The sequence below is a fragment of the Luteimonas suaedae genome (genome assembly GCF_008312895.1).
Taxonomy (GTDB): domain Bacteria; phylum Pseudomonadota; class Gammaproteobacteria; order Xanthomonadales; family Xanthomonadaceae; genus Luteimonas; species Luteimonas suaedae.
Map to the genome: position 1 here is coordinate 146,709 of NZ_VSSP01000006.1, position 14,669 is coordinate 161,377.

The window sequence follows — 14,669 nt, forward strand, 5'->3', positions numbered from 1 at the left end:
GATCGGTGGTCGCAGCGGCGCCATTTTTTTGCGCTACGCCTGCAAGTCGACCGGACCCGCCGATGCCGCAATCCGCACGCTCCATCCAGGCCGCGCCAGGCGCGATCGATCCGCTGCCGCAGCCCTACCTGCTGTTTCTCGGCGACATCGCCGAGCCGGCCTATGCCAAGACCGCATTCGGTCTGCGCGACTGGGCCGGCGAGCGCTGCGTCGGCGAATACGCCTGCGTCGGCGCCGAGGTCAGCACCGGACTGCGCTTCATGACCCCGGAACAGGCGTTTGCGGAGGGCGCGCGATCGATGGTGATCGGCGTGGCCAATCCCGGCGGCCGCATTCCGCCGGCCTGGCTGCCGGCGCTGCTGCAGGCGCTGGAGACCGGGCTGGACCTGATTGGCGGCATGCATGCGCGGCTGGAAGCGATCGATTCGCTGCGCAGCGCCGCCGGTCGGCTGGGGCGGCGGCTGATCGACGTGCGCCAGCCGCCGTCCGGGATTCCGATCGCCAGCGGCCGCAAGCGCAGTGGCATGCGCCTGCTCACCGTCGGCACCGACTGCGCGGTGGGCAAGAAATACACCGCGCTGGTGCTGGTCCGCGAATTGCGCGCGCTCGGCGTGGACGCGGACTTCCGCGCCAGCGGCCAGACCGGCGTCCTGATCGCCGGGCGGGGCATTCCCCTGGACGCGGTGGTCGCCGATTTCGCCGCCGGCGCCGCGGAGACCCTGTCGCCCGACGCCGGCGCGGAGCACTGGGACGTCATCGAGGGCCAGGGATCGTTGTTCCATCCGGCCTATGCCGGGGTGTCGCTGGCGCTGTTGCATGGCAGCCAGCCCGACGTGATCGTGGCCTGCCACGAAGCCGGACGCGACACCGTGCTCGGCCACCCCGGTTATGGGCTGCCCGGCATCGAGGAGACCATTGAATTGAACCTGCGCCTGGGCCGGCGCACCAATCCACAGATCCGCTGCGCCGGGGTCAGCCTGAACACCGCGAGGCTGGACGCCGCGCAGGCCGAACGGTTGATCGCCGCCGAGAGCGAGCGCCTGGGTTGTCCGGTCGCCGATCCGATGCGCGGCGGCGAGGCGTTCCGGCGGCTGGCGCAGGCCTGCCTGGCGTGATGGGGGAGTCCATGTCCGGGACGCCCGCCATCGAGGAAAGAACACAGGGACGCCGGCGTCCCCGCGAAAGCGGCGGCCCAAGGACGTTCGCTGTTCCGTTCGCCGCCGAGCCGACGTCCATGGACCCCCGCCTTCGCGGGGATGACAGGCCGTTTTCCGGCGCCCGCACGAGACTGCGGCCATGACCGCCTCCGCCTCGCGCTTCCAACGCTGGATTCTCCCGGGTCTGGCGTTCAAGGGCTTCGTGATCGGCGGCGGCTACGCCACCGGGCGCGAGCTGGCCGAATATTTCCTGCCCAGCGGGCCGCAGGGCGGATTGCTCGGGCTGGGCCTGGCGATGTTCGTGTGGAGCACGGTGTGCGCATTGACCTTCGTCTTCGCCCGGGCCACGCGCAGCTACGACTACCGCGCCTTCTTCGGTCACCTGGTCGGACGCGGCTGGATCGCGTTCGAGGTCGCGTACATCGTCTTCATGGTGTTGATCCTCGCCGTGTTCGGGGCCGCCGCCGGCGCGATCGTGGCCGCCGCGACCGGCTGGCCGCCGATCGTCGGCACCCTGGCGCTGATGCTGGCGATCGGCGTGGTGGTCGCCTTCGGCAACCGCTCGGTGGAGCGCCTGTTCGGCTGGGCCTCGCTGTTGCTGTACGCGGTGTACTTTCTGTTCGTGGTGTTCGCGTGGTCGGCCTTCGGCGATCGCATCGTCGCCAGCCTGTCGATACCGCAGTCGACGGCGGGCGGGCTCACCAGCGACTGGATCCGCGGTGGCCTGACCTATGCCTGCTACAACATCGTCGGCGCGGTCGCGATCCTGCCGGTGGCGCGGCACTTCACCAGCCGCCGCGATGCCGCCGTCGCCGGGCTACTGGCCGGGCCGATCGCGATCCTGCCGGCGATCGCGTTCTTCGCCTGCATGGCCGCCTGGTGGCCGGGGATCGCCGCCGAACCGCTGCCGGCCGACTTCCTGCTGCAGCAGATGCAACGTCCGCTGTTCCACCTGCTGTTCCAGGCGATGATCTTCTCCGCGCTGCTGGAAAGCGGCGTCGGCGCGGTGCATGCGATCAACGAGCGCGTCGCCGGCGCCTGGCGCGGGCGCGGCTCGGGCGAACTGCCGCGCGGGACGCGGCTGGCCATCGCCGCCGCGCTGCTGGTCGGCTCGATCTTCATCGCCGGGCGCTTCGGACTGGTCGCGTTGATCGCCCACGGTTATCGGGCGCTGGCCTGGATGATCCTGTTCGTCTTCGTGCTGCCGCTGCTGACCGTCGGCGTGTGGCGGCTGTTCGCAAAGGCAACCCCTTCATTGGCCACGGATCTACACGGATCGACGCGGACAAGGCGAAAGCAGACGACGCGGGATGACGCCGGCGGATGATCCGCCCTATGCGTCATCCGCGCTCGTCCGTGCAAATCCGTGGCAAGAAATGTTTCCAGAACGAGGTGTTGAACATGTCCAGGTCCAGATTCCCAACCGGCTTCGCGTTGTTCGCGGCGTCACTGCTCGCAGTCGCCACCGCCCTCGCCGCCCCGCCTGAAGGCTTCGACGCGCGCGTGCAGGAAACGATGCAGGCCCACGGTGTGCCCGGCATGGCGATCGCCATCGTCGAGGGTGGCGAGGTCGTGCTGGCCCGCGGCTATGGCGTGCGCAAGCTCGGTTCGCCGGAAAAGGTGGACGCGGACACGATCTTCCCCACCGGCTCCACCGGCAAGGCGGTCACCGCCGCGGCGCTGGCGATCCTGGTCGACGACGGCAAGCTTGGCTGGGACGACAGGGTCATCGACCACCTGCCGGAGTTCCGCATGCACGATGCGTGGGTGACCCGCGAGATGACCGTGCGCGACCTGCTGGTGCATCGCAGCGGCCTGGGGCTGGGCGCCGGCGACCTGCTGTTCGTGCCGCGCACCTCGCGCAGCCGCGCCGAGGTGGTGCGCGCGTTGCGCCACATCGCCCCGGCGACCAGCTTCCGCAGCGGCTATGCCTACGACAACATCCTCTACGTGGTCGCCGGCGAACTGGTCGCCGCGGTCAGCGGCATGCGCTGGGAGGACTTCATCCGCGAGCGCGTGTTCGCGCCGGCCGGGATGGCGAGTTCGGTCAGCCACGAGGACGACCGCTTCGCCAATCCCAATCGCGTCCATCCGCATGCGCGCATCGACGGCCGCATGCGTGGCCTCGGCGCCCAGGAAGTGCTGCCCGAGCGCGAGGGCCTGGGCCAGGTCGCGGCGCCGGCCGGCGGGTTGTCCTCGAGCGCGAACGATCTCGCCCGCTGGCTGCAGATCCAGCTCGCCCAGGGCGCGCTGCCCGGCGACGGCGATGCGCGCCTGTACAGCGAAGCCAATGCGCGCGAGATGTGGACGCCGCAGGTGTTGACCCCGGTGCGCCAGTTCCCGCCGCCGATCGACGGGATCACGCCGCAGTTCTCGACCTATGCGCTGGGTTGGAGCGTGCAGGACTACCGCGGGGTGAAGCTGGTGCAGCATGGCGGCGCGGTGTTCGGCGTACTGACCATGGTGGTGCTGGTGCCCGACCACGACATCGGCTTCTCGCTGCAGATCAATTCCGAGGAGGTGGTGGTGCTGCGCGGGCTGATGTACGAGCTGCTCGACCACTATCTTGACGCGCCGCAGAAGGACTGGATCGCCGCCTTCGACGCGTGGAACCGGACGCGTTTCGAAGCCGGCCAGGCTGCGCTGGATGCGGCAGACGAGGGCGGGCGCAAGACCGGCAAGCCGTCATTGCCGCCGTCCGGCTACGCCGGCGCCTACGCCGATCCGTGGTACGGCCCGATCGCGATCAGCGACGAGGGCGATAGGCTGCGCATCGATTTCAGCCAGAGCCCGGGCATGGTCGGCACGCTGACGCACCACCAGTACGACACCTTCCGCGCCGACTGGGACGATCGCGCGATCGAGCCGGCCTACGTCACCTTCGCGCTCGATGCCGACGGCAAGGTCGATCGCATCACGATGAAGGCGGTGTCGCCGCTGGCGGACTTCAGCTACGACTACCAGGACCTGCTGTTTACGCCGGTGGAGGACCCTGGCTCGAAGCCCCGATAAACCGTCATCCCGGCGCAGGCCGGGATCCAGTCCCGGCAAGCCATCGGGAGGCGGAATCCCGCTCCCGGGAACGTGATGTCCGGCTGCACACCCAGCGGCCCGTCCCACCAGCCGCTAAGGCGTCGTCACGGCGCCAGGAAACCCCAGTTGCCGCCAGGCCTCGAAGATGACCACGGCCACGCAGTTGGACAGATTCAGGCTGCGGTTGTCCGGCCGCATCGGCAGCCGCAGCCGCTGTTCGGCGGGCACCGACGCCAGCACCTCGGCGGGCAGGCCGCGGGTTTCCGGACCGAACAGGAAGGCATCGCCCGCGGCGTAAGGCACGGTGTCGTAGCGCCGGCTGTTGCGGGTGCTGAGCGCGAATAGGCGCGGCGGCCGGATCGCGGCCAGCGCGGCCGCGAGCGAATCGTGCACCTGCAGCCGCGCATACTCGTGATAGTCGAGCCCGGCCCGGCGCAGGTTGCGGTCGTCGAGATCGAAACCCAGCGGCGCGACCAGGTGCAGACGCGCGCCGGTATTGGCGCACAGGCGGATGACATTGCCGGTGTTGGGCGGGATCTCGGGCTGGTAGAGCAAGACGTCGAACATGTCGCGATTATGGAACCTGCCCGGCCGTTGCAGGTGCAGGCCGCGCGGGCGGGCGCCCCCGCACGGCTACCACGCGATCGCGTCGCCTTGCCAGTCGATGAAGCGCCCGCCGTCGTCCGCTCCCAGCCCGTCGATCTGCCGCAGCAGGCCCGCCACCGAATCGGCGGGCGCGACTTCGGCGTTCTCGCCGCCCATCTCGGTGCGCACCCATCCCGGGCTCACCGCCACCACCACGATGCCGCGCTCGGCCAGCGCGTGCGCCAGCAGCACCGTGGCCATGTTCAGCGCCGCCTTGCTGACGGCGTAGCTGGGCGTGCCGAAGCGTTCGGTCAGGGCGATCGATCCCAGCCGAGAGGACAGGTTGACCACGCGCGCGCCGTCGCGCAGCAGCGGCGCCAGCGTCTGGGTGAGCAGGAACGGCCCGGCGGCATTGGTGCGGAAGCTGTGCTCGAGGTTGTCGGCGCCGACGTGGCCGAAGCGTTCGCCTGAATGCAGCACGCCGGCATTGTTGATCAGCAGGTCGAGATGGACGCCTTCGCCCAGCACCAGCGGCAACTCGCGCGCGAGTTCGGCGTGGGACTTCGGCGCGGTGACGTCGAGCGGCAGCACGTGCACGCGACCGGGATATTCGCCGGCCAGCGTGTTGAGCGCGGTGGCCTTGCCGGGCTGGCGGCAGGCGGCGACCACGCGGTCGCCACGGCCCAGCAACTGGCGGGTGAATTCCAGGCCGAGGCCGCGATTGGCGCCGGTCACCAGGACATGTCGGGCAGTGTTCATGCCCGACAGTCTGCCGCAACCGGCGTTGGAGCGGCGTCATCGCCGCCACACCGGGACTTCTGGCCCGGTGCTCGGGAGCGCCGGCACGGCTAGGATGGTGGAATCGATCCGCTCGCAAGGAGAGCCCGCATGCCGTCGCCGATCCTGACCGTCCTTCGCGCCCGGCCGCGCGCCGGCCTGCTGGCCGCCGTCTTCGGTGTCGTGCTGGCGACCGGCTTGGCGGGGCTGCCGGCGTCCGCCCAGCCTACCGCGGACGAGATCGCCGTCGACGAGGCGCCCGTCGACATCGGCTTCGAGCAGTTCACCCTGCCCAACGGCCTGCGGGTGATCGTGCATACCGACCGCAAGGCGCCGATCGTCGCGGTCAACGTCTGGTACCACGTCGGCAGCAAGGACGAGCCGGCCGGGCGCAGCGGTTTCGCGCACCTGTTCGAGCACCTGATGTTCCAGAGCTCCGAACATCACGACGGTGAATATTTCGCCCCGTTCGAACGGGTCGGCGCCACCGACATGAACGGCACCACCAACTCCGATCGCACCAACTACTTCCAGAACGTGCCGACCACCGCGCTCGACATGGCGCTGTGGATGGAGTCCGACCGCATGGGCCACCTGCTCGGCGCGATCGACCAGGCCGCGCTCGACGAGCAGCGTGGGGTGGTGCAGAACGAAAAGCGCCAAGGGCAGAACCAGCCCTACGGCCAGGTCTGGGAGGTGCTCGGCAAGGCGCTGTACCCGAAGGGGCATCCGTACCACCACAGCACCATCGGCTCGATGAACGACCTCAACGCGGCCACGCTGGACGACGTGAAGCAGTGGTTCCGCGCCTGGTACGGCCCCAACAACGCGGTGCTGGTGCTGGCCGGCGACATCGACGTGGCCACCGCGAAGGAGAAGGTGACGCGCTATTTCGGCGACATCCCGGCCGGCCCGACCATGGCGCAGCCGCCGGTCGATGTCGCGGCGCGCACCAAGACCACCCGCAGCACGCTCGAGGACAAGGTGCCGCAGACGCGGATCTACCGGGTCTGGAACGTGGCCGAGACCGGCACCGTCGATCTCGACCACCTGCAGCTGTTCGCGCGCGTGCTCGGCGGCAGCAAGTCCTCGCGGCTCGACCGACGCCTGTTGCACGCCGACAAGCTGGTCGACAGCGTCAGCGCCACTGCCTGGGGCTCGCAGCTCGGTTCGAACTTCATGATCATGGCCAACGTGCGCGAGGGCGTGGACGCCGCGGCGGTCGAGGCGGCGATCGACGAGGAGCTGGCGCGGCTCATCGCCGAAGGCCCGAGCGCCGAGGAACTGACCCAGGCGCAGACCGTGGTCCGCGCCGGCTTCATCCGCGGCATCGAACGCATCGGCGGTTTCGGCGGCAAGGCCGACGCCCTGGCCGAATGCGCGGTGTACGAACAGGACCCGGGGTGCTTCCGCACCTCGCTGGCCAACATCGCCGCCGCCGCCCCGGCCGATGTCGCCGCGGCGGGCCGCAAATGGCTGTCCCGAGGCGATCACGTGTTGACCGTGGTGCCGGGCGAGCGCCGCGAGATTCCGGAAGACCCGGCGGTGACGCCGGCACCGTTCGATCTGCCCGAACCCGATCCGCGCTACACCACCGTGCCCAGCCCGGTCGATCGCAGCCAGGGTGTGCCGCGGACCGGGACGTTCCCCGAACTGAAGTTCCCGGAGCTGCAGCGCGCGACGCTCGGCAACGGCACCCGGCTGATCCTGGCCGAACGCCACGACGTGCCGGTGGTGCAGCTCAGCTACGAGTTCCAGGGCGGCTACAGCGCCGACCAGGGGCGCCGGCTCGGCACCTCCGGCTTCACCATGGCGATGCTCGGCGAGGGCGCGGGCGAGCTGGACGCACTGGCGTTCGCCGACCGCGCCGAATCGCTGGGCGCCAGCATCGGTGCCGGCGCCGCGCTCGACGGCGGCAACGCCTACCTGTCGGCACTGAAGGAGAACCTCGATCCGTCGCTGGCGCTGTTCGCCGACATGGTGCGCGCGCCGCGCTTCGACCAGAACGAGATCGATCGGGTCGAGGCGACCTGGATCGCCGGCATCCGCCAGGAGAAGGCGCGGCCCAACGGCGCCGCGCTGCGGGTGCTGCCGCCGCTGCTGTATGGCGACGATCATCCCTACGGGATTCCCTTCAGCGGCTCCGGCACCGAAGCGTCGGTGACGGCATTGACGCGCGACGACCTGGTCGCCTTCCATCGCGACTGGGTGCGGCCGGAAGGCGCCACCCTGATCGTGGTCGGCGACACCACGCTCGACGAGATCGTGCCGGTGCTCGAGCGCCATTTCGGCGACTGGCGCGGCGCCGGGGAGATACCCCCGGTGCCGGAAGTCGGCAATGTCGAGCGCCCCGATGGCACGCGCGTGTTCCTGATCGACCAGCCCGGCGCGGTGCAGGCCAACCTCTTCGTCGGCCAGGTGGTGCCGTCGACGCGCGATCCCGGCGCGACCCGCTTCGACATCGCCAACGCGGTGCTCGGCGGCACCTTCTCCTCGCGGTTGAACATGAACCTGCGCGAGGACAAACACTGGGCCTACGGCGCCTACAGCTTCACCTCCGGCGCGGTCGGCCCGCGGCCCTGGCTGGCGTTCTCGCCGGTGCAGATCGACAAGACGGTGGAGTCGTTGCAGGAGCTCCGCCGCGAGATCGCCGACTACGCCGGCGGCGCCGCGCCGCCCACCGCCGAGGAGGTGGAGAAGATTCGGGCGCAGGAAATCCGCGGGCTGCCCGGGTCCTACGAGACCGCGCGTGCGGTGCTGTCGGAGATCGGCGGCATCGTCCGCTTCGGCCGCCCGGACGACTACGTGTTCCGGCGCCGCGCCGAGATCGAGGCGCTGACCCCGGCGCAGGTCGGCGCCGCCGCCGGCGTCATCGATCCCGATGCCCTGACCTGGGTGGTGGTCGGGGACCTGAAGCAGATCGAGCAGCCGATCCGCGATCTGGACCTGGGCGCGGTGTCGATCGTCGATGCCGACGGCAATCCGGTGATTCCTGATGGCGGCGGCGAGGCCGGGCACTGACGCGCTGGCTTCCGCCTGCGAGCGCCTGAAGGAATCAGGGATTTCCGCTGTGGGAGCGACGAAACGGACGTAGCGCGTTAGCGGCGAAGCCGGCCCGAAGAGTCTGCCCCGTATTCGGTATGGGATGAGCCGCGCAGTGGCGAGTCGGGTCACACGAATCAGAAGTTCTTTTGTGGGGGCGACGGAAGTCGCGACCCCGCGCCTCCGGAAAGCCGTCGCGACTTCCGTCGCTCCCACATTAAGGAAGCTATGGACAATCCCCCGGATGTGCCGGGGCCGCATGCATCCGCGATTGCGCCAGCGCTCCCGCGGACCAATCTCCATGAACGCATCGGTCGAGCGGCAGTTGCCGCCGGCGCGGCGGGCGCGCACTATGCCTGCCGACCTCGATAGCGAGCGAGTCACCACATGCGCCTGCCCCTCCTGCTTGCCCTGATGCTGACCGCCACCGCCTGCACCTGGGTGCACATGGCGCCCGGCGCCAGCGCCGTGCGGGTGGCGTCCGCGGCGCCGACCGGCTGCGAGAAGCGCGGCGAGGTCGAAGTCTCGGTCAAGCACAGCATCGCCTTCGTCGAGCGCAACCCGTTGCGGGTGCGCGATGAACTGGAGACCCTGGCCCGCAACGAGGCCCCGGGGCTCGGTGCCGACACCGTGCACCCGCTGTCGGAGCCGGTGCGCGGCAGCCAGCGCTTCGCCGCCTGGCGCTGTGGCGGCTAATCGGCCTGCCGGTCCGGCACGCGCGCCGGCGACGCATCGTTCCGGCCAAGAGGGCCCCTGAACAGTTCAGAGATTCCGCAAACCAGGAAGGTCTGCGGGCGCGCGTCCGGACGTGGGCCGGATGCGCAACGTCTGGACAAGTCCGCGGATGGACAGGTCCAGACCTTCTCTGGAGCGCTCCGTGACCGCCCGGGCCGCCGGTCGGCCCGCGAAAATGCGTGGCAGGCCGGAAGCCGGTACTCTATGCGCCCTTTTGCCCAACCGGTGGCCAGCCCATGCTGTTCCAACACGTCGCCATCGCCGGCCTCGCGCACATCGATGCCCCGCGACGACTCTCGACCGATGAGATCAATGCAAGGCTGAAGCCTACGCTGGACCGGCTGAAGATCCGTACCGACGTGCTCAAGGACATCGCCGGCATCCACGCCCGGCGCCTGTGGGACGACGAGGTGCAGGCCTCCGACGCGGCGACGCTCGCAGGGGTCAAGGCGCTGGCGGATGCCGGCATCGATCCGGCCAGGGTCGGCCTGCTGGTCAACACTTCGGTCAGCCGCGACTTCCTCGAGCCGTCCACCGCCAGCATCGTCAGCGGCAACCTCGGCCTGTCGGACACCTGCCAGAATTTCGACGTCGCCAACGCCTGCCTGGCGTTCCTCAACGGCATGGACATCGCCAGCCGCATGATCGAGCGCGGCGAGATCGACTACGCCCTGGTGGTCGACGGTGAGACCGCCAACCAGGCGTACGACAAGACCCTCGAACGCCTGCTGCATCCCGACGTCACCGCCGAGCAGTTCCGCAACGAGATGGCCACGCTCACCCTGGGCTGCGGCGCCGCCGGCATGGTGCTGGCGCGGGCCGAGCTGGCCCCGGGCGCGCCACGCTACCGCGGCGGCGTCACCCGCGCCGCGACCGAATGGAACAGCCTGTGCCGCGGCAACCTCGACCGCATGGTCACCGACACCCGCACGCTGCTGATCGAAGGCATGAAGCTGGCGCAGAAGACCTTCATCGCCGCGAAGATCGCGCTCGGCTGGGCAGTGGAGGAACTGGACGAGTTCGTCATCCACCAGGTCAGCAAAGTGCACACCGCGGCCTTCATCAAGGCCTTCGGCATCGATCCGGCCAAGGTCATGACCATCTTCGGCGAGCACGGCAACATCGGCCCGGCCTCGGTGCCGATCGTGCTCAGCAAGCTGCGCGAGATGGGCCGCCTGAAGAAGGGCGACCGGGTGGCGCTGCTCGGCATCGGTTCGGGCCTGAACTGCTCGATGGCCGAGGTGGTCTGGTAGACCCGTGCGCCTCTCCCTCGGGGAGGCGCTCATGCGGCCAGTGCGAGTAGCGGCCCCGTCGGGTCGATGCCCAGCAACTCACCGTCGCGCTCGAACTCCCACAGCGGCATCGCATCGCTGGTGAATCGGCCGCGCAGGAAGGCCTGCGAACGGGCTCATTGCTCCGGCGCCCAGGCGAAGCTTTCCCCCTGGCGGCGTATATGGCCCAGGCCCGGGAAGGGGAAGTGAACGGCGTAGACGCGCAGATGCTGGTCGGCGGCGTGCTGCAACAGGGCGCGACGGCTGGCCTGGGCGGTGGGGGCATCTGTGTCGTAGGCGATGGTCCACTCGGGTCGCTGGACCGAAATCACATGGTGGTGCGCCGCATCGCCGATGTAGAGCAGGCGTTCGTCGCCCGAGGCGATCTCGTAGGCGCTATGGCCCGGCGTGTGGCCATCGACCGCGACCGCCGTGACCAGGCCGGGCAGGATGACGGCGCCGGGCTCGAACGCCACGACCTTCGGCGCGGCTGCGGACACCAGGTCGGCGGAGGCGCCATCGGCCTGGAGGCTCTCCCATTTGGGCGCCGCAACGTGGATGGCGGCGTTGGGAAAAGCAAGCGCGCCATCGGACAGCAGCAGGCCGCCGACGTGGTCCGGATGACCATGCGAGATGAAAATGTCGGTGACCTGGGACGGCTCGATGCCGGCGGTGCGCAACGAAGCCGGCAGGCGGCCGGCCTCGGCGAACGAGGCGTCGGCCGCACCGGTATCGAACAGCAGCACCCGTGGCCCGCTCCGGACCAGCAGCGGCTGGATGCTGAGGTGGAGGGTATCGGTCGGCTGACCGGCGGCGGCGAGCACCGCGGACACCTCCTCGGTCGGCAGGCCTACGCCGAAGGTCTTGCCGTCATTGGCGGCGTCGATGTCGCCGTCCTTCAGGGCTGCTGCCTCCAGGGCGCCGATCTTGAAGCGGAAAATGTCCGGACTCGGGGAAGCGTCCGGACGCTCGGCAGGCGGCGCAACCGGCGACGCAATTTCCTGGGTGCGCTGGCCTTCCGAACAGGCCGAAAGGAGCATCGCAACAACCAGAGCGGCGAGCCGGGCAAAGGCTTTGGTGCGGGTCATGGAGAAGGCAGCCTGAATTGGACGTTGTCGCAACTGTAGCGCGTGGAGCGCGGTCGCAATCGACGGGCGATGGAAAGCACCTTTTTGCCGGCAGAACGTCCCCGCGCGGTGATGACTTGCCGGTCGCAATCGAGTAACTACCGGGCGGTATCGAGGCCACGCCCGGACGAGCATCCGGTGATCGCGACGGCTGCGGCGGAGAGACGTGTGGCGGCGCCGAAGTTGCGGAACGCTGCGACTACGGCTCCGCAAGCGCGTTCAGCGTCGCACCCACCTGCATGTCGGACCGCCGCCAACGCGGTATGCGCGGGAGCAGATGGCATCTGCGATGCCCGGCCCGGACGCGGCGTGAAGCCTTCAGAAGGAGAGAAGGCATCGCGCAAGGGAGCTGCGCCGGAACCGCCTGCTGGCTGTCCGAACCCGGAGAGCCATGAGACCGGCAAGACACGCCTTTACCGCGGTCTCGCGCGGCCTCGGCGGCCTCAGCCGTGCGCCACGTGCTTACGCTTGCTGGCGGTTTGTTGCATCAGCTTGTCGGTCCAGGCGATGCCGATTGCCGAGAGGATGAAGATGGTGTGGATCGTCGCCTGCCACATCACGCCGGCGGCGGTGTATGTGGTGCAGGTCTTGGTGCCGGCGCTGCCGAACTCCGCATAGGCGCGCGCGGCCTCCAGCGCATCCATGGTGCCGCACAGCGGCAGGCCGCCGACCATGCCGGCCTCGATGAAGGTCTTGAGCAGGTGGATCGAGCTGATGCCGATGATCGCCATCGCCAGCTTCACCTTCAGCACGCTGGCGTTGACGTGGCTCAGCCACTCCGGCTGGTCGGGGTGGCCCTCCAGCCGCAGCCGTGAGACGAAGGTCTCGTAGCCACCGACGATCACCATCACCAGCAGGTTGGAGATCATCACCACGTCGATCAGGCCGAGCACGATCAGCATGATCTCCTGCTCGCCATAGCCGCCGGCGCCTTGCAGCAGGTGCCACAAATCCTTGCCGAACATGAACACGTACACGCCCTGGGCGACGATCAGGCCCAGGTACAGCGGCAACTGCAGCCAGCGCGAGCTGAAGATCAGCGCCGGCAGGGGATTGAGGCGGGGCGTGGACGGGATCGACATGCGCGCGGCACCGACATAAGGCGCGGCAGCGTAGCGGGCGGCGGCGCCGTTGCCAAGCCGCGTGGCCGCCGGCGTCCGCCGCCCCGGGTCCGGCCGGCAGCAGCCGGCCGGGACTTCCCCGCCGGATTCCCTACAATGCCGGTCGCTCCCGCAGCTCCCGGTCTCGCAAGCGCGTGCATCTTCCCGACTATCCGTTCACCGGCCATCGCCTCGAAGTACGGCCGGGCATCGCCATGCACTACCTGGACGAGGGCCCGCGCGACGGCGAGGTGGTGCTGATGCTGCACGGCAATCCGTCGTGGAGCTACTACTGGCGGCATCTGGTGCTGGGCCTGCGCGAGCCGGCTCTCGGCAAGGGTTATCGCTGCATCGTGCCGGACCACGTCGGCATGGGCCTGTCGAACAGGCCGGACGACGGCGCCGATGCGCGGCCCGGCTACCGCTACACGCTGCAGTCGCGCATCGAGGACCTGGAGACGCTGCTCGACCGCCTCGGCATCGACGGGCCGGTGACCCTGGCGGTGCACGACTGGGGCGGGATGATCGGGTTCGGCTGGGCGCTGGCGCGCAGCGAGCGCGTGCGGCGGCTGGTGATCCTTAATACCGCCGCGTTCCCGCTGCCGGCCGCCAAGTCGATGCCCTGGCAGCTGTCGCTGGGCCGCGACTCCAGGATCGGCGGCTTCCTGATCCGCGCCTTCAACCTGTTCGCGCGCGGCGCGGCATGGCTGGGCACCGAGCGCAGGTTGCCGGCGCCGGTGCGACGCGCCTACATCGCGCCCTACCGCGGCTGGCGCAACGCCATCTCCACCCTGCGCTTCATGCAGGACATCCCGCTGGGCGAGGGCGATGCGGCCTGGCCGCTATTGGCCGAGTCCGCGCGCCGGCTGCCGGCCTACGCCGACCGCCCGGCCTTCATCGGCTGGGGCCTGCGCGACTTCGTCTTCGACCGGCATTTCCTCGAAGGCTTCCGTGAAGCGCTGCCGCAGGCCGAGGTGCACGCGTTCGACGACGCCGGGCACTACGTGCTCGAGGACCGCCACGAGATCCTGGTGCCGGCGATCCGCGGTTTCCTGGATCGCAATCCGCTCTAGGCTGCACCGATCTTCACGCCCTCCGCCCATCCGTGTAGGAGGGGCTTCAGCCCCGACCCGCCGAAGATCGCGGAAGAAAAACAGTAAGCGCGCGGTGCCGGTCGGGAAGCTGCGCGCTTGGGTCTCCGCGCTTCGCTCGTTCGCGAGGTCGGGGCTGAAGCCCCTCCTACAGTCGCGGGGCCTGCTTTCGCGGGAGGACGGCAGCGGCTCAGGCCGGCTTCAGCGCGCAATGGCCGGGCGGGAGCGGCTGCGTGTCGGCGCCGGGTTCGCAGGCCGCGATTGCGCCCGCAGCGGCGTCAGCCCGCGTCACCACCCCGATCTGCACGCGCGCCGGCGGTCGCCAGTCATCCGCGGTGAGCGTCGGCAGGCCGTGAGCCAGCCGCGCACGGTCGCACTGTGGACTGGCTTCGCCGTGCTCCCATGACGCCGGCACTTCGCGACAGACGCTCGGCCGCAGCGGATGAATGGTGCAGCGCGAACGCACGCCGAGCTCCGCGTCCAGGGCCACGCAGCGGGGTTGCCGTGCCCAGGTGCCGCGCATCGCCAGGCGATGGGCATCCAGCGGTTCCGTCAACGCCACGGGCACAACGCCACCGAGTTCGGGCACCGCTTCGGACCAGTGGAAACCGACCCGGAAGTGCGCGCAGCAGGCACCGCAGGACAGGCAGGGGTGGGACATCTCGCGGCCAGGACGACAGGGAAAGTCGCGCGATTCTGCAGGTTCCGCGGTTGGGTGCAAGCGGCTGGGCGCGGCGGTCGAGCGGGTAAG

General features: G+C 69.7%; 12 protein-coding genes. 7 read left to right on the forward strand and 5 right to left on the reverse strand.

The annotated features are described in order from the left end of the window. The first annotated feature begins 62 nt into the window (after positions 1 to 62). The 3 genes from FXO19_RS11200 (at position 63) to FXO19_RS11210 (ending at position 4,169) form a co-directional block, all read left to right on the forward strand. The gene (locus FXO19_RS11200; protein ID WP_149195181.1) at positions 63 to 1,115 is read left to right on the forward strand and encodes an N-acetyltransferase DgcN family protein; all 1,053 of its coding nucleotides are present in this window, start codon (positions 63 to 65) and stop codon (positions 1,113 to 1,115) included. Positions 1,116 to 1,296: 181 nt separating this feature from the next. Continuing rightward, positions 1,297 to 2,484, forward strand: a complete 1,188-nt coding sequence (locus FXO19_RS11205; RefSeq protein WP_149195182.1) for a YkvI family membrane protein — start codon at positions 1,297 to 1,299, stop codon at positions 2,482 to 2,484. 74 nt (positions 2,485 to 2,558) lie between these two features. Further along, positions 2,559 to 4,169 (forward strand): serine hydrolase, encoded by a 1,611-nt coding sequence (locus tag FXO19_RS11210; protein WP_149195183.1) that lies wholly within the window; start codon positions 2,559 to 2,561, stop codon positions 4,167 to 4,169. Positions 4,170 to 4,283: 114 nt separating this feature from the next. Here FXO19_RS11210 and FXO19_RS11215 read toward each other — a convergent pair whose 3' ends face one another. Beyond that, positions 4,284 to 4,757 (reverse strand): tRNA (cytidine(34)-2'-O)-methyltransferase, encoded by a 474-nt coding sequence (locus FXO19_RS11215; protein WP_149195184.1) that lies wholly within the window; start codon positions 4,755 to 4,757, stop codon positions 4,284 to 4,286. Between the two features lie 66 nt (positions 4,758 to 4,823). Next, positions 4,824 to 5,534 carry an SDR family oxidoreductase gene (locus FXO19_RS11220; RefSeq protein WP_149195185.1) on the reverse strand — a complete coding sequence of 237 codons (711 nt, stop codon included), beginning with the start codon at positions 5,532 to 5,534 and terminating at the stop codon, positions 4,824 to 4,826. Between the two features lie 129 nt (positions 5,535 to 5,663). Here FXO19_RS11220 and FXO19_RS11225 point away from each other — a divergent pair, with 129 nt between their 5' ends. From FXO19_RS11225 to FXO19_RS11235, 3 genes are all read left to right on the forward strand, one after another. Continuing rightward, the gene (locus FXO19_RS11225) at positions 5,664 to 8,573 is read left to right on the forward strand and encodes a M16 family metallopeptidase (RefSeq protein ID WP_149195186.1); all 2,910 of its coding nucleotides are present in this window, start codon (positions 5,664 to 5,666) and stop codon (positions 8,571 to 8,573) included. A 408-nt stretch (positions 8,574 to 8,981) separates the two neighbouring features. Then, positions 8,982 to 9,290: a DUF4156 domain-containing protein gene (locus FXO19_RS11230; protein ID WP_149195187.1), complete on the forward strand. Its 309-nt coding sequence runs from the start codon at positions 8,982 to 8,984 to the stop codon at positions 9,288 to 9,290. 275 nt (positions 9,291 to 9,565) lie between these two features. After that, the gene (locus FXO19_RS11235; RefSeq protein ID WP_149195188.1) at positions 9,566 to 10,582 is read left to right on the forward strand and encodes a 3-oxoacyl-ACP synthase III; all 1,017 of its coding nucleotides are present in this window, start codon (positions 9,566 to 9,568) and stop codon (positions 10,580 to 10,582) included. Between the two features lie 155 nt (positions 10,583 to 10,737). On the opposite strand, the gene FXO19_RS11245 is transcribed toward FXO19_RS11235, so the two are convergent. Both FXO19_RS11245 and FXO19_RS11250 read right to left on the reverse strand, forming a co-directional pair. Then, complete coding sequence (locus FXO19_RS11245) at positions 10,738 to 11,688, reverse strand: MBL fold metallo-hydrolase (RefSeq protein WP_149195189.1); 951 nt, start codon at positions 11,686 to 11,688, stop codon at positions 10,738 to 10,740. A 482-nt stretch (positions 11,689 to 12,170) separates the two neighbouring features. After that, on the reverse strand, positions 12,171 to 12,809 hold the full coding sequence (locus FXO19_RS11250) for a TIGR00645 family protein (protein ID WP_149195190.1): 639 nt from the start codon (positions 12,807 to 12,809) through the stop codon (positions 12,171 to 12,173). A gap of 173 nt (positions 12,810 to 12,982) precedes the next feature. Between FXO19_RS11250 and FXO19_RS11255 the strand changes: the two genes are divergently transcribed. Continuing rightward, positions 12,983 to 13,900: an alpha/beta fold hydrolase gene (locus tag FXO19_RS11255; RefSeq protein ID WP_149195191.1), complete on the forward strand. Its 918-nt coding sequence runs from the start codon at positions 12,983 to 12,985 to the stop codon at positions 13,898 to 13,900. Positions 13,901 to 14,108: 208 nt separating this feature from the next. Here FXO19_RS11255 and FXO19_RS11260 read toward each other — a convergent pair whose 3' ends face one another. Beyond that, the gene (locus FXO19_RS11260) at positions 14,109 to 14,579 is read right to left on the reverse strand and encodes a YkgJ family cysteine cluster protein (protein WP_149195192.1); all 471 of its coding nucleotides are present in this window, start codon (positions 14,577 to 14,579) and stop codon (positions 14,109 to 14,111) included. Positions 14,580 to 14,669: the final 90 nt, after the last annotated feature.